Consider the following 19,616-nt stretch of genomic DNA (forward strand, 5'->3'; position numbering starts at 1 on the left):
GTAAAACTTCAATCAGTGGGGGGTACATACCCCCCACTGATTGCTAGTACCACAATGGTATATCTAAATGCCTTTGAATCCATCGGATATTTACTGGTAGTTAGTCCACACTTACCAATATTGGTTTTATTTTATTGTTTGAAGTGTGGATCTTACTGCCAGTTATATGTTGGATAATATGATTGTTCGTATAGTATAGAAGTTGTGTATTGTCTGAGACCTATCACTAATCTATCAAATCATAACCTTGCAGATATCATTCGTAAATGCAACTGGATCATTTACAGGCATCCCCTCTATAAGTAAAGCCTGATTATATAATAGGTTTGTATACAGGGCTGTTTTGTCCTTGTCATTCGCAAATGTCGTTTGTAATGCTTGGAAAATATCATGGTTCGTGTTTATCTCCAATACTTTATCCGCTTTAACTTGCTGGTTATTTGGCATGGAATTCAACACTTTTTCCATTTCTAAAGATATATCTCCATCAGCAGATAGACAAACAGGGTGAGATTTCAAACGTTTGGATGCACGCACATCCTTTACCTTACCCGCTAAATTTTCCTTCATAAATGCAAAGAGTTCTTTATTTTCTTCCTGCTTATCTTTATCTGTTTCGTTATCTGTCTCTTCATCTAAACCAAGATCGCCACTAGAAACAGATTTGAATTCCTTATCTTGATAGTTCATGAGCATTTTAATAGCAAATTCATCAATTTCTTCAGTGAAATATAGTATTTCATACCCTTTATCTGCTACCATTTCAGTTTGTGGTAATTTCTCAATTCGTTCAATGGATTCACCAGAAGCATAATAAATATAGGCTTGGTCTTCAGGCATGCGTTTAACGTATTCATCCAGTGAGACTAATTTCTTTTCTTTAGAGGAGTAAAATAATAATAAATCTTTTAACGTTTCTTTATTTGCTCCAAACTCGTTATATACTCCAAACTTTAATTGTCTACCGAATGAATCATAGAATTTTTCATACTTTTCTCGATCATCTCTTAACAAATGCAATAGTTGAGTCTTTATTTTTTTCGTTATATTTTTCGCTATTACCTTTAATTGACGATCATGCTGTAGCATTTCCCGAGAAATATTCAGTGATAAGTCCTCTGAATCTACCATTCCTTTAACAAAGCTAAAATAGTCAGGCAGAAGGTCCGCACATTTATTCATGATTAGTACCCCATTGGAATATAACTCTAACCCTTTTTCGAATTCTTTTGAGTAATAATCAAAAGGTGTATTTTCAGGTATGAATAAAATAGCATTATACCTAACAGTACCATCTACATTTATATGAAGGGATTTTAAAGGCTTGTCAAAGCCATATCGCTTTTCCTGATAGAAATTTTCATAATCCTCGTCTGTTAATTCATTTTTATTCTTCTTCCAAATTGGAACCATACTATTTATCGTTTCTTCTTCTACATAATCAACATACTCATCACTTTCTTCATCCTTTGGCTTACTTTTTGTTACATCCATTTTGATTGGATAACGAATAAAGTCAGAGTATTTTTTAATAATTTCTTTTAAGTGAGCTTCTTCTAGATAGGAATCATACGACTCGTCTTCCGTATTATCCTTTATCTTTAAAATGATTTCGGTTCCAATCTCTTCCTTCTCATATGAAGTAATTGAATATCCTTCTGTACCAGTTGATTCCCATTTATATGCTTCTTCACTGTCCAAGGCTTTACTAATGACTGTTACTACATCAGCAACCATAAATGCAGCATAAAAACCCACACCGAATTGACCAATAATGTCATGCCCATCTTTTAATTCTGTATCATTTTTAAAAGCGAATGATCCACTCTTAGCAATCGTACCAAGATTTGTTTCTAATTCATCCTTTGTCATTCCAATTCCAGTATCTATTACTTTCAGTGTACGCTCTTCTTTATTTGGAATGATCTGTATGTAATAACTATCCTTATTAAAAGATAAATTCTCATCCGTCAAACTTCGATAGTACATTTTATCCATGGCATCACTAGCGTTGGATATTAACTCACGCAAAAACACCTCACGTTGGGAATATATCGAATTCACCATCAACTCTAGTAATCTCTTAGATTCGGCTTTGAATTGCTTCTTTTCCATTTTAGCTTCTCTCCTTTTTAATCGGTTCTGAATAATTAATAATATCATAGTTTAAATATCATAATCTATATCTTCTGTCAATAATCTAGTTAATTGTCTATTATTATAACTAAATAGGCGGAAAATAATTAAAATTATAATATCCGTCCGAAACATTTTACCATTCATTTTAATAATGTAAAGAGAATTTATGAAACAAGTAGTAGCGATTCTGATAGCATTTGCAACAATTTTCTTTGCATCGCTTTCATTGATTTCAGCAAAATCAAACGTTACTGGAACATGGGATTATATTGGTTCTTCCATATTTTTTAATACTACTGGCATTGCCGAGTCCACTGGTGGTGATTTTAAGTATTGCTTAACAGCTGGGCCATCGGGATGGTATAAATTATGGGAAGATGATCCTGTTGGAGACGACTTTGTAGGCGAAAGGTATTTATCTCATGATGAATGTGCAATCTTTAGGAATATTGGTGGATATGTGGATGGATCTAATAATGAAGCGGAATTTTATGTAAAAAAAACTTCACAGTACAAACGTCAAAGCGTATATGACTTTTTATGATTAAGTAAAAAAGACGGAATCAAACGTGTTTTCATTAAAGAAAAATATAACTAAGCTATTCCGGAAATATACTTCGCTGTGCTGCGAATGGCTGGTGAGTCTCCTCGCCTAACTTACTTTGGAGACTCACCGATGCCTTTTCTCCCTCATATATGGAAGGGCAGCGATACATCGCATTTTTTTCAAGGCGTCTACATATATTTCAAGTGATAGCGTATTACATTGTTCGCCTTTTTAATGGACCGTTTTAGCTATATTCCAACCCTATTCTAAGACAAATACATATATTTCCCCAAGCTCACGGGTCACAATTGCTTCTTTAACGTATCTAAAAAGAGAGTAGTAAATCGATCTGCATCTACTGCAAAGCACACTTCAATATTTGGTTCTTTTTTCCATAGGTGGAGAAAATCACAAATGGTTTGTCCGTAGCTCAACTCACTTTTTGTTTCAATGTCCACAAAGTATTTTGCCGTTTTAACAAGCGAAGGATCAAGAACAACCCCGACGGTTAATGGATCATGAAGTGCGCAACCATTCTGTCCATAATTATCCATGCTATACTTACGATAAACCTCCGTGCTTTTCATTACAAAATCATAATACAAAGACCCTTGCAATTGTTCAATGTGTTCTTTCGTAAGAAAGGTTTTCATGGTTACGTCTAAGCTGACTAATTTTATAGGCATTCCAGAATGAAATACAATCTTTGCCGCCTCTGCATCTGCAAAGATATTAAATTCTGAAGTTGGTAGCGTATTTCCTCTACCGCTTTCAGAAACAAGCCCCCCCATCACAACAACTTGCTTCACTAACTGAGGGAGAGTTGGCTCTTTACGTAAAGCTAAAGCAAGATTAGTCAACGGGCCAACCATAATTAATGTTAATTCTCCTGGAAATTTCTTTGCCTGTTCAATCATAAAATCAGGAGCAAATAATACTGGATCCTCTACTCGTGGAACGATGTTTTGAAGCGATCCACCTATTCCATCATCTCCATGAACACCAAACTCATGGAAGGCTCCTTTCAAAAGTGGTTGGCCAGCTCCACGATAAACTGGGATATCACTTCTTCCAGCCAATTGTAATACCTTTTTGCTATTTACCATAACTTGTTCGAGTGGTACATTCCCATTAACAGCTGTTATTCCTGCTATTTCTAATTGTCCACTTTCTACTGCCATTAAAATAGCAAGGGCATCATCCACTCCGGTATCAACATCCAGAATTATCTTATCCATTTCCTCATCCTCTTTCTGCTCACCACTAATTCATTCATATTTATCAAATTAGCATTCCTGCTATTGCTGCACTCAATAAATTTGCTAGCGTTCCACCAATAATGGCTAGAAATGCCAGCCTTACTAAATCATTTTTTCGCGATGGAGCAAGCCCACCAATTCCTCCAATGAGCATCCCCATACTTGCTAGGTTAGCAAATCCGCATAAGGCAAACGTAATAACTGCTACTGTTTTATCTGAGAAATGTTCAATTTCTGCTCCAAAGTTACTAAACGCAACAAATTCATTTAAAACGAACTTTTGACCAATAAAAGAACCGGCTTGTACTGCTTCATCCCAAGGTACTCCGATAATAAAAGCTAGGGGTGCCATCACGTATCCAAGTATTTGCTCAATGGTAATTGCCTCAAATCCAAACAGGCCACTAACCCAGTCTAGCCCAAGATTCACCAATGCAATAAGTGAAATAAACGCCAATAACAATGCGCCAATGTTCAATGCAAGTTTAAGTCCAACTAAAGCACCGTTAGAAGCTGCATCAACAATATTTTGTGCATCTTTTTCTGCATCAATCTTAATTAGTTGCTCTTCTTGCACTTCTGTCTCTGGTACTAACATTTTAGCAATTAACAAACCTGCAGGTGCAGCCATAAATGCCGCCGCAAGTAAATAATCTAATGGCACACCAAGTAGCGAGTAACCGACAAGTACTGTACCTGAAACAGAAGCTGCTCCTCCAGTCATCACCGCAAATAACTCTGATTTTGTCATTTTTTCCAAATATGGTTTAACGACAAGTGGAGCCTCTGTCAAGCCTACAAATATATTTGCTGCTGCTGATAATGACTCTGGCTTTGTTGTCTTTAAGATAAGTGATAAAAAGCCACCGATCGCCTTTGTTAGCACTTGCATAACCCCGATATAGAATAAAACAGAAATTAGTGAAGAAAAAAAGATAATGACAGGCAACACTTGAAACGCAAATATCATTCCAACTCCTTCCATACCAAGCAAGCCTCCAAATAGGAAGCTAATACCATCGTTTGATGTGTTAATAATTTGCTCAACAATAGAAGTGATCCCTTTAAAAAAGTTTCTTCCCAATTCCCATTTTAATACGATAAAACCAAAAATAAATTGAATGGCTAGTGCACCGATAACTGTACGAAAGTTTATTGATTTCTTGCTTTTAGAAAGTAGAAATGCAATAAATAATATGATTATAATTCCAGTAATTCCCCATAAAATTTCCATTGTAGCAAACCTCTCTTCGTTGTCAGTATGAATTCGTTGATAAAACTTTGATGAGCGTATTTCTAAACTTTTCTCTATCAACACCTTCGCACACACGCACATTTGGTGATTTTTCACTACGGTTATTCCTATCCACTAAACTGTAGCCTCTTGTTAGTTCACCTTTTGTTTCAATATCAACAAAATAATCATTAGATGCTATCATTAGTTCTTCGTTTGCTGCAATAGCAACTAACAATGTATCAGGATGGGTTGTCCCATCGATTTTATGAACTTCCTTATTAAATTTCATGACTACGCGATTAATATCCATAAAAAATTTTGAACGTGCCGTACCGATTGCCGCAATTTCCTGGTGATCGGTATCATTCATTACAGAATAATCCGTACACATATCCCATCCCACCATCGTGATTGGGATGCCAGCATGTAAAACAATTCTTGCGGCTTCTGGATCTACCCAAAAATTATACTCAGCTGCAGCAGTAATATTTCCTAATGCATTATTTGTTCCACCCATGATATAAATATGTGGAATATCCTTTACTATTGTTGGATCCTTTTTTATGGCCATGGCAATGTTTGTTAATGGTGCAATCGCTAAAAATTCAATTTCACCAGGATTCGCTTTAACTTTTTCAATGATGAAGTTAACCGCATGTCCATCTTCAGGACGTTGATCTGCCTTTTCAAAAAAGGAATCTCCCATACCATCTTTGCCATGAACATCCTCTACTGTGCGATGAACAGTTTCCCCAATCGACAAAATTGGCCTCTCATGTCCCTTATAGACAGGTACATTATAATCTGGATTAAATACTTGAATGGTGTATAAAGCATTCTCTACCTCTTGATCAAAATCAACATTTCCGCCAGTAATCGTAACACCTTCAACCTTAAAATGATAAAGAGCAGTTAGTAATGCGATTGTGTCATCGCCAGCGGTATCCGTATCAATAATAACTCGTCTCATGATGCTGCAACTCCTATTCAGTTTTGTCTTGATAAGTCTGTAATGTATTGAAAGAATTGATCACGGTTCACTTCATATACTAAGTTCACTGGTCGACCATGTTCTGATAATTCTGTCCTACCTTGACTTTTTCCTTCCGTATGAACAATACTATTCACTTGTTTTTTCTTAACGAGATCACTTTTCCCAATTGTTGCTGTTGTCAGAACATCCCAAAGGAAATACGTAGAGTTTGTTTGAAAATGAACAAGTGGCGGAACCATTGCATAGCATTGCCCTAGAAAATCAATTCCTAAATCCTTTCTTTCTGAAGCCCAACTATTTCTAACGTCTAGTGTAAGTGGAACCATATTTGTGCTTTCCAGTGCTACTAAATCTATTTCAATGTTGCTTTCCCAAACGGTTTTCACTGCCTCTGGATCCCAAAATGCATTCCATTCCGCTGACCCATCATGTTCCGGTTCTTCTACATTACCTGTCTCCAAGAAAGTTCCGCCCATCCACGCTAATTTTTCTATTTTTGCTTCAATATCAGGCGCTTCCTCTAAAGCTCTAGCTAAATCTGTCAAAGGGCCAACAAAGACTAATGTAACTGGCTCTTCGCTTTGGCGTAGCGTTTGAATCAAATGTTTATGAGCCGGTATATTGGCTTCTTTTGTTTTAATTGGTAAAAATTCATTTAAAATTGGTAATGCGTCAACTAAAAATGCGTGCATTCTCCAGTCTTTTGGAAATGGATGCTTTCCTCGTGATGTAGATGCAGCTACACTTATTTCCTCACCATTACCAAATCGATCAATAATTTTCCGACTTGCATACATCGCTGGTTCCAAATAGCAATCCGCAGGTATGACACCAACACCTAATAATTCAACCTCTTCCATTTGAAGTAATAAGAATAATGAAATTAAATCATCAACACCGCCGTCGTGATTTAAATAAACTTTCTTTGTCATAAAAAAGTCCTCCCATGTTGTTTAGTATTTTTCATGTGAATGATTCTATTATAAAAAACCCTCATTCCAATTACAATGAAATATTCGTTTTTTATAAAAAAAATTACAATTTAATTAAGTTATCCAAAAAAATATAAAATAAATCCTAATGTAATCATACAAACAATAACAATTTACACTTATTTACATTTTATTTCCGAACAATAAAAAGAAAGCCCTTGAGCAGAGCTTCCTTATTTGTGATTCTGTCTAAAATGTTCAATTTCTTGACGAGCATCATGTAAGTGCTCCTGCGTTTGTTGAAACTGCGGATTTTCGAGAGCTGCTGTTCCAAAGCGTTCCTGAGCTGCATGCAAATTTTCTTCAGCTTGACGTAACTCCTGCTCAGCCTCTTGTAACTGTCGCATATCCCCATTCGTTTTCGCTTGTTCAATCATTTGATAAGCCTGTTTTACTTGAATCGTGCATGTTTCAATCATTTGATGTTGGTTTTGTTGTGACATCGCTACCCTCCTATCAAATAAATAAAATGACATCTGTTTATATAATCCCATTATTTGCAGAAACTATGTATCGTATAGCTACTGCACCAGATTAAAAGCGCAAACTCCCTATTTGAAACGTAGCGACTGGAGAGAGCCAGCAGAGATAAAGGAATTACGATGTGTTCGCGAGTCGATGATGGCGATTCATGAAGTCGCCTAGTTCTGGGCGCTGGAGCTGGACACGGCCCAACACACCCCTATTTATCCACATAAGCAAATATTATAATTTCCTAGACTAAAAAGCCGGGTCATTAAAATCACGCCAGCTTTCCATCGAAGAGCGCCTTATTTATTTGGTGAATAAAACTTTTTCAGCTTTTTTAATCTTCAGCTTCCCTATGAATTAAATCCACTACTCCGTTTTTCCACACCTTTGCTTGCTCACAGGAGTATCATCTATTTAAGCCCCTGCACTACAATGAACTTTAAGAGACATTTTATACTAAATTATAAACGAATTCTCTAATCGTATAGAACCTTACCAGGATTCAAAAGATTGTTCGGATCCAACACACTTTTTACTTTACGCATGATTTCAAGCGCGTTACCATGCTCTGCTTCTTGGTATTTCGCCTTACCAATTCCTACTCCGTGTTCTCCTGTGCAAGTTCCTCCACGTTTTAAAGCATATTCAACAATCTGCCTATTCACTTGATTAGCCTTTTCTATATCTGTTGGGTCATCCGCATCAACCATTAGCAGAATATGATAGTTGCCATCGCCAACATGTCCCACAATTCCACCAGTAAGTCCTGAGGCCTCTACTGCCTTTCTCCCATCTTTAATTGCTCCAGCTAGTTCCGAAATTGGCACACATACATCCGTCACCATTTGCTTTTTACCTGGATAGCTATGAAGAAATGCATAGGCTGTATTATGCCTTGCTTCCCATAATCGATTTCTAGCTGCCGTGTTTGATTCAAAGGCTAACACTTGACACCGGTGGTCTTCTAATAAATCTTTCGTAAATGCCACATCCTGCTTTAGACCCGCTTCATTTCCATGGAATTCTAAAAACACCGTAGGAACTTCTCTATAAGTTGTGTCACTAAAAAGATTGATTTGCTTCATTGATTGATCATCTACTAATTCAACCCTCGCTATCGGTATTCCAGCCTGTAAAATACTAATAACTGCAGCAACAGCTTCATCTAATGTTTGAAAAGCAGCTCTCCCTGCCATTATTTGCTCTGGAATACCGTGTACTTTTAACGTCAACTCTGTAAAGCAACCTAATGTACCTTCCGATCCTACAAATAAACCATTCAAGTGGTATCCTGAAGAAGACTTAGCTGCCATACTTCCCGTATGTATAATCGTCCCATCCGCGAGCACTACTTCTAGATCTCGTACCTGGTCTCGCATAATTCCATATTTTACCGATGTAGTTCCACTTGCATTCGTAGCAGCCATACCACCAAGCGTTGCATCCGCCCCTGGATCAACTGAGAAAAACAGTCCATATTTTTTCAACTCCCTTTCGAGTTGTTTCCTCGTCACACCAGGTTGAACTTTAACCAGAAAGTCGTCTGGTCGTACTTCTAACACCTTGTTCATCAACGTATAATCGATTACAATTCCTTTTTCGTATGGAATCACGCTACCTTCTAGACTTGTTCCCAACCCATAAGAAACAACAGGCGTCTTATATTCACAAGCTACTTTCATTATCTGGCTAACCTCTTCAGTGGTTTGCGGAAATACCACAACATCCGGTAACTTAGGAGTATGATACGATTCATCGGAACTATGCTGTTCAAGAACCGTGTCATTATCACTTATATGCTCAGACGGAAGTATCTTTTTTAATGCATCGAGTATTGTCAATCCTCTCTCTCCTTCTTTTTAGTAAACGAGTCATTCCATGCACTACCTACAGCTTAATACATGTGGATCGCTGAAAATATCTGTGAATTATTGCATTAGCATTTTTGGAAAATATTTGTTTTATCTATAGGAAATTTATTACGAAAATCCTATTCATATGCCGGCTCCAATAGGAAGTATCTTTTTTAATCCAAGACAACAAATCGTCACATATAAAAAGCTCTTCAATTCCGATATACCACCCTCGTTTGACAAATCATATCATGCAGCGCCTTTTTTTCCTCATTCCAGCCTGCCAGTAAATAACCGATAAACAGTGTTAGCGCCGAAACGAAATAGCTTAAGTATCTTCCAATTGATTTCCATATACTAATTTGGGTCATGTTTGTATTTACGACTTGAATATTACATATAATTTTTCCCGGACTCCCCTTCCATTTTGTTGCAGTAAATATAATGATAAATACAATGATATAAATAATGGAAGCCCAAGTATCGGAAGTAGAGGGATCTATTTCCGTTTGGGAATAAAAGAAAACAAAATCTTGATCATTAATCATAGCAGCAATCATAGCAGCTAATACAGAAATTAACAAAGAATCGAGCAAACTTGCCAAAACCCGTATCCAAAAGCCTGCAGGTTTATAATTCGTCATTACTTTTTCCCTCCTTGATGATTTACTCAGATGTATACGAACTACGATATTCTTAGCCTTTTAACTCTTTATAAAGTGAAACTTCTACCTATAAATAATTATCTAAATGTATGTATTTCTCGTAAGAGTTATGAAATTCGCGTGCCATTTTCCACCTCTTCACAAGGACTTAATAAGACGACATCTCCTTCCTCTTGTACGCCACCTAACACGAGGACTTCTGATTTAAACCCAGCAATTCGCATCGGTGGAAAATTAACTACCGCTGCAACTTGACGCCCAACCAATTCAGCTGGGGTATACCGTTTTGTTAGCTGAGCAGAAGATTGTTTCATCCCCAACTCCCCAAAGTCAATAAAAAGTTTAATTGCTGGCTTTCTAGCTTCCGGAAATGATTCCGCTTTCTTTATCGTACCGATGCGCATATCTATTTGTAAAAAATCTTGAATAGTTGCCATTTACTATCCCCTCCAATTCCTTTTTACTCCTCTTACACTAATTCTACATTTGATTCCTGTTTTCCTGTCAAAATAGTAATTTGTAATGATGATTCTGATCAAAAAACGAACGATAATTATTTGATGAAATTAATTAGGTTCGTTTTTATTGTTTCTTCATTCTTTTGTCTCAGCCTCATTCTATTACTATCTTATTGATGGGATCTAAGGGTTTTGCTATGGAGCATCTGCACAAATGCTTGGCGCAAACCATTCACTCGTTCGGGGTGAGGAAGAAGGGGCAATGGGTAGCATCGCAATGCCGACATCTGCCTTATTTTTAGCTTTAGTCGTACCAATCCTTTCCTTTATCTCATAGTTTAATAAGTACAACTGCAAATGATGGAGGTGCTTTGCACATGAGCAAAAATCTGCTACGTGAAGGAATTGAAGAGGTGAAACGCTACTATATAAAAAAATTACAAAAAGCCGGAGTGCTAGAAAACGATAGCGACCTAGAAGCATTGACGCTAAGCGAACTCCAAAGAATGGTTGAATTTTATCAATTATAGAAGTTTCGGGGGATGTCTCATCAGCGAAAAAGTACAAAAGACTGGAATATACAAGACACTATGGGAACAATCGTATGCACAGCTTGATGTGAGTAAATTTTGTTTAATGCTGAAGCGTCACCCACGGAGAATGGAAATACTCCAATTAAAGCGACCTTTTGGGACATTCCTTTGATATTTTTCATTTGTCTAAGCAATATGTTAGTTTCTCTAACATCAAAATGAGATACTAGAATAAACATAGCTTTAGGATGGTTGAAATGACATCATATAAAGATCCATTGGAATTGTACATGGGCTTACTGGATTGTCTGAACGAAAAATTAGGTATTACGAAGAATGAGGTTTATTATTTCCTGATAGAAGCAAGGTCGGTACACGTAAATACTCCTTTACAGCTATTGAACTATTGAACTATTGAACTACTCATGAGAATAGCAGATTTATGTGAGGATGGGGGACAAACGGCCGAAATAAAAAGGTCATAGAAACGGCTACACGATGCAGCCGTTCTACTACTATCCAAGCTCTATTAGCTACGAATTTGTCCATTTCCTTGAATAAAGAATTTGCTTGATGTTAATGCTGGAAGTCCCATGGGACCTCTCGCATGTAATTTCTGTGTGCTAATTCCAATTTCTGCACCATAACCAAACTCAAATCCATCCGTAAAACGAGTAGAGGCATTGTGATAGACTGCCGCTGCATCTACTTGTTGTTGAAAAAGAGCAGCATGTTCTACATTTTCTGTAATGATCCCCTCAGAATGCTTCGTGCCGTATAAATTGATATGATGGATCGCTTCTTCACAGCTTTTAACTATTTTAACACTAACAGCTAAATCAAGATATTCTGTCTGCCAATCCTTTTCAGTCGCTGGTTTTGCAAAGGAAAATTTGGAACATACTTGTTTATCCCCAATGACATCTACATCGTTTTTATGCAGCTGCTCGAGTAACTGTCCACCATAGTTTTCAAACCACCGCTCCTGAATTAATAAGGATTCCATTGCATTACATACCGAGGGCCTTTGGAGTTTTGCATTCAATACAATATCCTGCGCCATTTGGAAATCTGCAGATTCATCGATAAACAAATGGCAATTACCTGCTCCTGTTTCAATTACTGGGACTGTTGATTCACGTATTACAGTATCAATTAAATTTTTTCCGCCTCTAGGAATTAAAACATCTAAATAGCTATTTAATGTAAAAAGCTCCTTAGCTGATTCTCTGCTTGTATTTTCGATTAGCTGAACAGAATCAATTGGTAACCTACTGTTCGCTAAAGCTCGATGAATAACAGAAACGAGCGCTTGATTAGAGTGTTTGGCGGATGAACTTCCTCTTAAAATTACCGCATTACCTGTCTTCAATGCCAGCGTAGCTGCGTCAATAGTGACATTTGGCCTAGCCTCGTAAATCATGCCAATCACACCAATAGGTACACGCTTTCTCGAGATACGTAAGCCATTCTCTTTGTCAATTGATTCGAGCACTTCACCAATAGGATCAGCTATTTGTATAAGTTGAATAATAGCATCATGCATTGCTTGTAATCGATCGCTATTTAACATAATTCGATCTAATATAGAAGCTGTTAATCCTTTATTTTCTCCCTCTTGTAGATCTTTACGATTCTCTTTTAATATCAAATCCTCTTCCATTAGAATTTGCTTCGCTATACATTCCAGCGCCTTATTTTTATCATCTGTACTTACTGCATTTAATTGAAAGCTTGCTCTTTTAGCCAATTTTCCTTTCGTCTGTATCTCTTCCATCTGTTCTCCTCTCCTTTTTACATTTTTACTTTAACCGCACCCAGCGGTCACGATGAATGACTCTTGAAGATTGGAAGCTTTGCTTTAGACTTCTAGCTTCGATTTCTTTTACAATTACTTCCTCGGAGCAGCTTACTTCACCTTTTCCAATCAAACCATTATGTCCATATACCTCTACAACATCCCCCTTATCAAAATGTCCTTTTACACTATTTATGCCTGCTGATAACAGGCTAGCACCATGATATAAGATTGCCTCTTCTGCTCCTATATCTACATAAATTTCCCCCATAGATTCAGAGTGCAAAGCAATCCATTGTCTATTTGTAGTAATGGTTTCTTTTGATCGATTTCGAATATATGTACCATCACCATTCCCATTTAAAATTTCCAGTAATTTATTTTCTCCTTTTCCTGTTCCAATGAATACACTTACTCCTAAAGATAATGCCATTTTTGCGGCTTCCAATTTGGACTTCATTCCACCAGTACCAACCGTTGAGCGTGTATGATCAACTGCAGCAATCATTTCTGGAGTAATTGTTTCTAAATAATCATATTTTGTTGCGTTTGATTGATGACGGGGATTGCCATTATATATGCCATTAATATCTGTAAGCATAATCAATTCGTCAGCATGAACTATTCCGCTAACCAAAGCAGAAAGCATATCGTTATCCCCAAAAGTCAATTCATTAACGGACACCGTATCATTTTCATTAATTATTGGAACGACACGCCGCTCTATAAGCTCCATGATGGTATTAAAGGCATTTTTATATCTGCTTCTGTTCGTAAAATCATCGCGTGTTAATAAAAGTTGTGCAGCTTTTAAATCATGTTCTGCGAACTTTTCCATATATGTTTGAATAAGTAAACCTTGACCTACTGCAGCTGATGCCTGCTTTCCTTTCAAGGTAACTGGACGAGAGCCGTACCCAATTTTAGAAAATCCTGCAGCAACAGCTCCTGAAGAAACGAGAATAACATCATGATTATGCTGGCGCAGCGCTGCTATCGCTTGAACGTGTTCCGTTAACTTCGCCACATCCATTTCCCCCTGCGCATTCGTTAATGAACTACTCCCAATTTTAACTACAATTCTCTTTTTACTCATTTTCATATACCTCATTTCTTAAGCCCAATCACCTGACGTTTAATTCTTAATCATCAGACTTTTAAAGTTAAAAAATAGCTAGCATCTCCATTTATAAAGTAAAACTTCAATCCCTTGGAGTTTTTTTCATCTCCCACGGATGGTTAGTACCACAAGGGTATGATCTAAAGACCTTTGAACCAATCGGACAATTACTGGCAGGCGATCCCCCACTTATCTGAATTGATTTCCCTTTTTGCTTGAAGTGGGAGTCTTACCCCACTTATATGTAGGATAAAAAAGCCCTATTCGCCCTATGAATAAGGACGAAAGAGCCTTTTCTTCCGCGGTACCACCTAAATTGGATGAATAACATCCCGCTTATTGCTTTAACGCCATACAAAGCGCCTACTTCAAGTAGGACTCAGAAGGCACGTTCTGTAACTAAAGAGTATGTGAGCTTCCAGCAAATACCTCACTTCTCTGGCACTCATTCGATTACATACTATTCCTTCTTTTCCGTTCACATATGTTTTTTAATATTATGGATAGAAATGTTACTAATGTCAACTGTTTTTGCAAAATCACTACCGATTATCTACGAATGTGTACAGAATCAGGCTGTGAACGCTTGATAAAGAAAGAGAGGATTAATGCAATAATCGCAAACACGCCTGCAACAATAAACGAAACATTTACTCCATGAATCATTCCATTTATACCTTCATCAGGTACTGCACTGTTTGTCATAACCGTAACCAATAGAGCAGTACCAATTGCCCCAGCCACTTGTCGCATCGTATTATTCATAGCTGTTCCGTGCGGAATTAATTTTACGGAAAGCTGATTTAAACCAGCAGTCGTAACCGGCATCATTACCATCGCAATACCAAACATCCGAATTGCATTAATTGTAGCAAGGTAAGTAAATGTCGTATCTGTTGATAAATCGGTGAACATAAAAGTAGTAACTGTTACGATCGTTAATCCGATGATCGCTAACCAACGTGCACCAAACTTATCAAATAATCTACCTGTAATTGGATTCATAATTCCCATTACAACAGCGCCTGGCAATAGCATTAATCCTGATTCCAATGCAGTAAACCCAAGCATATTCTGCGCCAATAATGGTAAGACCACTGCAGCCCCAATCATAGCCATAAACGCAACCATCCCTAAGACTGTTGTAAGTGTAAAAATGCTATTTTTAAATACACGAAATTCAAGAATTGGTTGTTCTAATTTCATTTGTCTCCAAATAAACAGCGTAAGTGCAATTGCACCTATAACTAAGGAGAGAATTACTTGCAAACTTCCCCAACCGCTATTTCCAGCAGTACTAAATCCGTACAATAGTCCTCCAAAACCTAAGGTTGAAAGGATAATCGATAATATATCCAATTTGGGGAATGTACGATTTGTAATATTTTTTAATATGAAATAAGCAACAATAATATCGACAATAATAATTGGCAATATAACGAAAAAAAGACTTCTCCACGGAAAATGTTCAACAAGCCATCCAGATAATGTTGGTCCTATCGCTGGTGCAAATGCAATAACTAAACCAAACATTCCCATTGCCGACCCACGTTTTTCAATCGGAAAAATAAGGAATAAAATGGTTTGCATAAGCGGCATAATAATACCAGCAGCTGCTGCTTGTGCTACACGTCCAGCCATTAACACAGCGAAATTCGGTGCTAATGCACAAATAATTGTCCCTATCGCAAAAATCGTTAATGCTGATAAAAATAGTCCTCTCGTTGTAAATCGTTCAATAAGAAATGCAGTAATCGGAATCATAATTCCATTGACGAGCATAAAAATAGATTGCAGCCATTGCGCTGTATTTGCATCCAATTGCAAATCAATCATAATATGCGGCAGGGCTGTAGCTAATAATGTCTGATTTAAAATGGCAACAAAAGCACCGGATATCAGTACGATCATTAGCGGTACCTTATTTACAGAAGTTGGACTATTTACTTCTGAAATGTTGTTATCCACCATAAAACTTCCTTCTTTCTTTTATAATCTGATATCTTATGGATTCCTCAGCAATCGCTTTTTATTCAACTTTTTTGCTTGTATTATAACTCCATAAGCAGACTTCAATTTTTAGTCATAGATATCATCTTACCATAATCGAATACCAACACAAACTAAAAAGTTTCAATAGCTGTCATAGGATAGATAAATAAAAAATGACATATTTTTGGTTTGAAATCCATCACAAAGGGTTAAAATGATAACTAGCATCTTATGTAGAATGGAGCGATACATATGCAGAAAAAACTAGCTATGGTTAGAGTTATAGCATTACTAGCCTTAATCGTATTATTCAATGTAATAACTGCTTGCGGAGCAGATGATACGCAACAAGAAACCGAACAAAAACCGGCTGATATGCAGCAAGATAAGAATAACGGTGAGACTACCTCCGTATCCGAGGCGCCTTACAGCTTTATAGAATTTGATTTAGAAGCTGACTTTGAAAATATAAAAGACGCTGTTGAAGTGGAATACGAATTTGTACCTGACCGGGTCGAAGCGAGTTATAACGATAAAAATCAAGGAATAAGACTTTCTAACGATGAGGCGCTACATGAGTTAGATGATCACTTCGCTCAATTTGACTTTGATGAGAATAGTTCAAAAGAGGAAGTATTAGCAGCGGTTCGAAAAGCTTTTAACATTCCAGAAGATGCCTTACTGGATTTAGACATTACGTTTGCAACTGGTACAGAAAAAGAATATTAAATAACGACTTACTCTAATTAAAACAATTAATCGAATTTAAAGCAAAAGGTTAAGTTTGACTGTCATTTTGTAAGGATTGCTGGATTCCCACCTTATCACATCATAATTATAACTTAAAAAGAACAAGCGATGGAGACCCTCTAATCTCTATCGCTTGTTCTTTTTACATAGCTAATAAAGTTTATGGTGAGGATGAACATGTAACTTACCATTCTGAAATGGATATAAGTTTAGCTCTTTTGCCTCTGTAGAATGGTTAACGATGATCTCTTCCATTAGTTCATCTGCGCTTTTATTGGTTGTAAGTATGCCTAATTTTTCAGCAGTATGGTATAATTTTGCCTCATGAATAGCTTGGATTAAGCCACGAATATCCTCGTCTTCTGTCTCAATTCCAAACTTTTCAGCTGCTTTTGTTACCTTTGTTTTGATAATTTCTTTCTGAAGCTCTTGAATATCCTTTCCCTCGGCACTTATGCCTAATTTTTCTGCCTTTTTCTTAATCATTGTTTCATGGACTTCTTTTGCTAGCTGATCTGGTTCCTTTCCTTGTACATCTAAACCTAGTTCCTTCGCTTTTTTTATTACTTTAGCATGATGGACTTCCTTTTTTAACTCGTTTATATTCTTACCTTCTGTTGCAATCCCTAATTCCTTAGCAGTATTGGTTATACTGGTCTGAACAACTTGCTTTTTAATCTTTTCTATGGATTTCCCTTCTACTTCAATACCTAACTCTTTTGCTTTTTGTAACAGTAAAGCTTTATAAACATCTTTATGCTGCTTTACATCATTTGTCTCCGTTACTCGCATATCAAGAAATTCAGCAGAGACAGCATTCCCTCCAATACTAACCAAACAAACAAGCACTGCTAGGAAATACATTATTTTTTTCATTTTTAACACCCTTTCTAGTTGCTCTCAAGCAAATAGTTTCCCCATTAGTTAGAAAAACATTTATACATATATGCTTGAAACTTAAACAGGCATTTCAACGTAAATTAATTAAAGACACAATTGTACTGAAAGGAGAAGCAAATGAAAAAAAGCTTCCTATTACTTATTACTGTTACATTAGTATTCCTTAGTGGATGTTCGTTGTTAGAAGAAACGACTCATTCATTGAATTATGCAAATGAAGCAAGTGATTATATCAATACACTAAGCAACTTTGCTGAGGAAACCTCTTCACTTGAAGGGCAAGCACTATTATCTCATCTAGAATCTTTAAAAGGTACCATAGAAGATTTTATGACAATTGATCCACCTACCATTGCCACAGATATTCATCAAGAATTAGAAAACAAAAGCCAAGTACTGTTAGATACAACAAATAATATCATCGACAGTGGCGAGACAGCAGTGGAACAATTAAAACAATCGGATTTATATCAAACCATAGAAAATATCACCGATCTTAAAAATCAAATTGAAGCTCTTGACCAATAGATAGTAACGCCAGAACTTCGCTATACTAAGAAAAACGGAGCAAAATTCGCTCAGTCCTTATCACTACATGCTCAGATTTACGCTTCCTCTAGTAGCTATTATGGAATCACTCCGGCTGCCCACTTCCCTTTCCGTGGGGTTTGTCCTTCAGCTAACTTTTTTAGCAAAACCCGCTCAAAAAAGTGGATCTTCAGGTCAAACATTTCCCACAGGAGTTGAAGTGGCTGACCTTCGCTATTATCAGGCTCTACAACGCTAGCATGAAGTAACACAGCTGCTTTTATACTCACGGATAGCGATTTTCACTTTATCCATTGTAAAAAAGTCAACTATTACTTATGACAAGAATTGTTGCACCTTCTCATAGCGGAGACTAATTACGTAGACTCCTGCGGGATTAGCGGCGAGCCGAAAATCCACTTTGCAACGTGTTCTTCTTTGCAAAGTTAGTTGAGGCCGTGTCCGCGGAAAGCGAAGTAATTAGTCGGAGCATTGCCAATATACATCAAACATTTCAAAATAACTACTTCGCTTAACGCAGTCATTGCACTGATTTTATACTTTCTTAACTTATAAAAAAAGCTAGGAGCTGATCTAACGTTTAAAGGTCAGCTCCTAATATATACACCCCTGTCCAAAGTTACGCTTTTAACTTCTCATAAGCCAAAACTTAGTATTCCCCTCACAACGCCTCTTGTCAATCAAAGAATTCCATATACTGCTTTTCATCCCTATAATAGTCTAATCGATCCGCAAGCGTACCTGTATGGAATTCAAACTTATGACCATCTGGATCAGTAAAATAAATGGATTGTTGATCACGTATATCTCTTTTTCTTCCATTTAGAATAGTTACACCTAGGCTCTTTAATCTTTGATAAACACTTAAAAAATCCTTTTCCTCAATAGAAAAAGCGATATGTGTATAGGAATGATGAATTTCCGTACGAGGAATTCCTATTTCTTCATTTAGAGCCAGCCATAGACCGTTTAAATCAAAATATGCTGTACGCTTCCCCCTCACTAGAAGCTTTGCTTGAAAGACCTGTTCATAAAAGCTAATAGACCTACCTAAATCCGATACTGAAAAAAGCAAATGATTAATACCATTAATTGTCAACGTCATCCCTCTCTTTCAACGCATGTTTAAGCAAATTCGCACCTCACCAAACAAACTATACATTCGTCCACTCCTGTTGTCTCCTATCATGACAGAGTGTCAACCAGCTTAAGAGGAGGCTAATACGTTTAATTAATTATCTCATTTATATGAATTCAATGCTTGCCTCATTTTTGGAGGAGGTAAATGTCAGTATTTTTCCTAAGGAAAAGCGCAAGCGCCCGATTAGAAATTTTATACTTTCTTATCTTTTTTAAAAA

General features: G+C 36.8%; 19 protein-coding genes, 2 pseudogenes and 1 other annotated feature. Of the genes and pseudogenes, 6 read left to right on the forward strand and 15 right to left on the reverse strand.

Annotated elements, in window-relative coordinates; translation table 11 throughout:
* Positions 1 to 234: 234 nt before the first annotated feature.
* Positions 235 to 2,115 (reverse strand): molecular chaperone HtpG, encoded by a 1,881-nt coding sequence (gene htpG / locus JUJ52_RS19675; RefSeq protein ID WP_026679675.1) that lies wholly within the window; start codon positions 2,113 to 2,115, stop codon positions 235 to 237.
* Between the two features lie 190 nt (positions 2,116 to 2,305).
* On the opposite strand from htpG, the gene JUJ52_RS19680 reads away from it, so the two are divergent.
* The gene (locus JUJ52_RS19680; protein WP_121604797.1) at positions 2,306 to 2,683 is read left to right on the forward strand and encodes a hypothetical protein; all 378 of its coding nucleotides are present in this window, start codon (positions 2,306 to 2,308) and stop codon (positions 2,681 to 2,683) included.
* A 305-nt stretch (positions 2,684 to 2,988) separates the two neighbouring features.
* Here JUJ52_RS19680 and JUJ52_RS19685 read toward each other — a convergent pair whose 3' ends face one another.
* The 8 genes from JUJ52_RS19685 to csaA form a co-directional block, all read right to left on the reverse strand.
* Positions 2,989 to 3,924 carry a nucleoside hydrolase gene (locus JUJ52_RS19685; protein ID WP_121604796.1) on the reverse strand — a complete coding sequence of 312 codons (936 nt, stop codon included), beginning with the start codon at positions 3,922 to 3,924 and terminating at the stop codon, positions 2,989 to 2,991.
* A 43-nt stretch (positions 3,925 to 3,967) separates the two neighbouring features.
* Positions 3,968 to 5,179, reverse strand: a complete 1,212-nt coding sequence (locus JUJ52_RS19690) for a NupC/NupG family nucleoside CNT transporter (protein WP_205388369.1) — start codon at positions 5,177 to 5,179, stop codon at positions 3,968 to 3,970.
* Positions 5,180 to 5,201: 22 nt separating this feature from the next.
* A complete protein-coding gene (locus tag JUJ52_RS19695; RefSeq protein ID WP_026679672.1) occupies positions 5,202 to 6,152 on the reverse strand; it encodes a nucleoside hydrolase in 951 nt (316 codons plus the stop codon).
* Positions 6,153 to 6,169: 17 nt separating this feature from the next.
* On the reverse strand, positions 6,170 to 7,108 hold the full coding sequence (locus tag JUJ52_RS19700; RefSeq protein ID WP_121604795.1) for a nucleoside hydrolase: 939 nt from the start codon (positions 7,106 to 7,108) through the stop codon (positions 6,170 to 6,172).
* A 233-nt stretch (positions 7,109 to 7,341) separates the two neighbouring features.
* Positions 7,342 to 7,611: a hypothetical protein gene (locus JUJ52_RS19705; protein WP_121604794.1), complete on the reverse strand. Its 270-nt coding sequence runs from the start codon at positions 7,609 to 7,611 to the stop codon at positions 7,342 to 7,344.
* Positions 7,612 to 8,115: 504 nt separating this feature from the next.
* Positions 8,116 to 9,480, reverse strand: coding sequence for an FAD-binding oxidoreductase (locus tag JUJ52_RS19710; protein WP_026682072.1), 1,365 nt, complete (start codon positions 9,478 to 9,480; stop codon positions 8,116 to 8,118).
* A gap of 224 nt (positions 9,481 to 9,704) precedes the next feature.
* A complete protein-coding gene (locus JUJ52_RS19715; protein WP_121604793.1) occupies positions 9,705 to 10,136 on the reverse strand; it encodes an RDD family protein in 432 nt (143 codons plus the stop codon).
* Positions 10,137 to 10,264: 128 nt separating this feature from the next.
* On the reverse strand, positions 10,265 to 10,594 hold the full coding sequence (csaA, locus tag JUJ52_RS19720; RefSeq protein ID WP_026682070.1) for a chaperone CsaA: 330 nt from the start codon (positions 10,592 to 10,594) through the stop codon (positions 10,265 to 10,267).
* Positions 10,595 to 10,814: 220 nt separating this feature from the next.
* Here csaA and JUJ52_RS19725 point away from each other — a divergent pair.
* The 3 genes and pseudogenes from JUJ52_RS19725 to JUJ52_RS19735 form a co-directional block, all read left to right on the forward strand.
* Positions 10,815 to 10,952 (forward strand): annotated as a pseudogene (locus JUJ52_RS19725) (LrgB family protein); the annotation flags it as partial.
* A gap of 40 nt (positions 10,953 to 10,992) precedes the next feature.
* Complete coding sequence (locus JUJ52_RS19730) at positions 10,993 to 11,145, forward strand: Fur-regulated basic protein FbpA (protein ID WP_152525437.1); 153 nt, start codon at positions 10,993 to 10,995, stop codon at positions 11,143 to 11,145.
* Between the two features lie 280 nt (positions 11,146 to 11,425).
* Positions 11,426 to 11,633: pseudogene (locus JUJ52_RS19735) on the forward strand (MerR family transcriptional regulator).
* 44 nt (positions 11,634 to 11,677) lie between these two features.
* Here JUJ52_RS19735 and JUJ52_RS19740 read toward each other — a convergent pair.
* The 3 genes from JUJ52_RS19740 to JUJ52_RS19750 all read right to left on the reverse strand — a co-directional run bounded on the left by JUJ52_RS19740 (position 11,678) and on the right by JUJ52_RS19750 (position 15,977).
* Positions 11,678 to 12,925: a glutamate-5-semialdehyde dehydrogenase gene (locus JUJ52_RS19740; protein WP_026682069.1), complete on the reverse strand. Its 1,248-nt coding sequence runs from the start codon at positions 12,923 to 12,925 to the stop codon at positions 11,678 to 11,680.
* Positions 12,926 to 12,950: 25 nt separating this feature from the next.
* Positions 12,951 to 14,042, reverse strand: a complete 1,092-nt coding sequence (proB, locus tag JUJ52_RS19745) for a glutamate 5-kinase (protein ID WP_026682068.1) — start codon at positions 14,040 to 14,042, stop codon at positions 12,951 to 12,953.
* A 298-nt stretch (positions 14,043 to 14,340) separates the two neighbouring features.
* Positions 14,341 to 14,550: a binding site (T-box leader), on the reverse strand.
* Between the two features lie 65 nt (positions 14,551 to 14,615).
* Positions 14,616 to 15,977: a DHA2 family efflux MFS transporter permease subunit gene (locus tag JUJ52_RS19750; protein ID WP_371414012.1), complete on the reverse strand. Its 1,362-nt coding sequence runs from the start codon at positions 15,975 to 15,977 to the stop codon at positions 14,616 to 14,618.
* Positions 15,978 to 16,310: 333 nt separating this feature from the next.
* On the opposite strand from JUJ52_RS19750, the gene JUJ52_RS19755 reads away from it, so the two are divergent.
* Positions 16,311 to 16,787, forward strand: coding sequence for a YusW family protein (locus JUJ52_RS19755; protein WP_026682066.1), 477 nt, complete (start codon positions 16,311 to 16,313; stop codon positions 16,785 to 16,787).
* A gap of 171 nt (positions 16,788 to 16,958) precedes the next feature.
* Here the strand turns inward: JUJ52_RS19755 and JUJ52_RS19760 are convergent, their stop codons facing one another.
* Complete coding sequence (locus JUJ52_RS19760) at positions 16,959 to 17,684, reverse strand: hypothetical protein (RefSeq protein WP_205388368.1); 726 nt, start codon at positions 17,682 to 17,684, stop codon at positions 16,959 to 16,961.
* Between the two features lie 141 nt (positions 17,685 to 17,825).
* Between JUJ52_RS19760 and JUJ52_RS19765 the strand changes: the two genes are divergently transcribed.
* Positions 17,826 to 18,236 (forward strand): DUF6376 family protein, encoded by a 411-nt coding sequence (locus JUJ52_RS19765; protein ID WP_205388367.1) that lies wholly within the window; start codon positions 17,826 to 17,828, stop codon positions 18,234 to 18,236.
* A gap of 98 nt (positions 18,237 to 18,334) precedes the next feature.
* On the opposite strand, the gene JUJ52_RS19770 is transcribed toward JUJ52_RS19765, so the two are convergent.
* Positions 18,335 to 18,526, reverse strand: coding sequence for a hypothetical protein (locus tag JUJ52_RS19770; RefSeq protein ID WP_121604787.1), 192 nt, complete (start codon positions 18,524 to 18,526; stop codon positions 18,335 to 18,337).
* A gap of 407 nt (positions 18,527 to 18,933) precedes the next feature.
* Positions 18,934 to 19,362, reverse strand: a complete 429-nt coding sequence (gene fosB / locus JUJ52_RS19775) for a metallothiol transferase FosB (RefSeq protein WP_371413947.1) — start codon at positions 19,360 to 19,362, stop codon at positions 18,934 to 18,936.
* Positions 19,363 to 19,616 lie beyond the last annotated feature (254 nt).

This window comes from Virgibacillus sp. AGTR (assembly GCF_016919725.2).
Classification (GTDB): domain Bacteria; phylum Bacillota; class Bacilli; order Bacillales; family Amphibacillaceae; genus Virgibacillus; species Virgibacillus salarius.

Bases quoted from the DNA above. Each gene is read 5' to 3' on its own strand.
- htpG (WP_026679675.1), bottom strand. From the start codon at position 2,115: ATGGAAAAGAAGCAATTCAAAGCCGAATCTAAGAGATTACTAGAGTTG.
- JUJ52_RS19680 (WP_121604797.1), top strand. From the start codon at position 2,306: ATGAAACAAGTAGTAGCGATTCTGATAGCATTTGCAACAATTTTCTTT.
- JUJ52_RS19685 (WP_121604796.1), bottom strand. From the start codon at position 3,924: ATGGATAAGATAATTCTGGATGTTGATACCGGAGTGGATGATGCCCTT.
- JUJ52_RS19690 (WP_205388369.1), bottom strand. From the start codon at position 5,179: ATGGAAATTTTATGGGGAATTACTGGAATTATAATCATATTATTTATT.
- JUJ52_RS19695 (WP_026679672.1), bottom strand. From the start codon at position 6,152: ATGAGACGAGTTATTATTGATACGGATACCGCTGGCGATGACACAATC.
- JUJ52_RS19700 (WP_121604795.1), bottom strand. From the start codon at position 7,108: ATGACAAAGAAAGTTTATTTAAATCACGACGGCGGTGTTGATGATTTA.
- JUJ52_RS19705 (WP_121604794.1), bottom strand. From the start codon at position 7,611: ATGTCACAACAAAACCAACATCAAATGATTGAAACATGCACGATTCAA.
- JUJ52_RS19715 (WP_121604793.1), bottom strand. From the start codon at position 10,136: ATGACGAATTATAAACCTGCAGGCTTTTGGATACGGGTTTTGGCAAGT.
- csaA (WP_026682070.1), bottom strand. From the start codon at position 10,594: ATGGCAACTATTCAAGATTTTTTACAAATAGATATGCGCATCGGTACG.
- JUJ52_RS19730 (WP_152525437.1), top strand. From the start codon at position 10,993: ATGAGCAAAAATCTGCTACGTGAAGGAATTGAAGAGGTGAAACGCTAC.
- JUJ52_RS19740 (WP_026682069.1), bottom strand. From the start codon at position 12,925: ATGGAAGAGATACAGACGAAAGGAAAATTGGCTAAAAGAGCAAGCTTT.
- proB (WP_026682068.1), bottom strand. From the start codon at position 14,042: ATGAGTAAAAAGAGAATTGTAGTTAAAATTGGGAGTAGTTCATTAACG.
- JUJ52_RS19750 (WP_371414012.1), bottom strand. From the start codon at position 15,977: ATGATCGTACTGATATCCGGTGCTTTTGTTGCCATTTTAAATCAGACA.
- JUJ52_RS19755 (WP_026682066.1), top strand. From the start codon at position 16,311: ATGCAGAAAAAACTAGCTATGGTTAGAGTTATAGCATTACTAGCCTTA.
- JUJ52_RS19760 (WP_205388368.1), bottom strand. From the start codon at position 17,684: ATGAAAAAAATAATGTATTTCCTAGCAGTGCTTGTTTGTTTGGTTAGT.
- JUJ52_RS19765 (WP_205388367.1), top strand. From the start codon at position 17,826: ATGAAAAAAAGCTTCCTATTACTTATTACTGTTACATTAGTATTCCTT.
- fosB (WP_371413947.1), bottom strand. From the start codon at position 19,362: ATGACGTTGACAATTAATGGTATTAATCATTTGCTTTTTTCAGTATCG.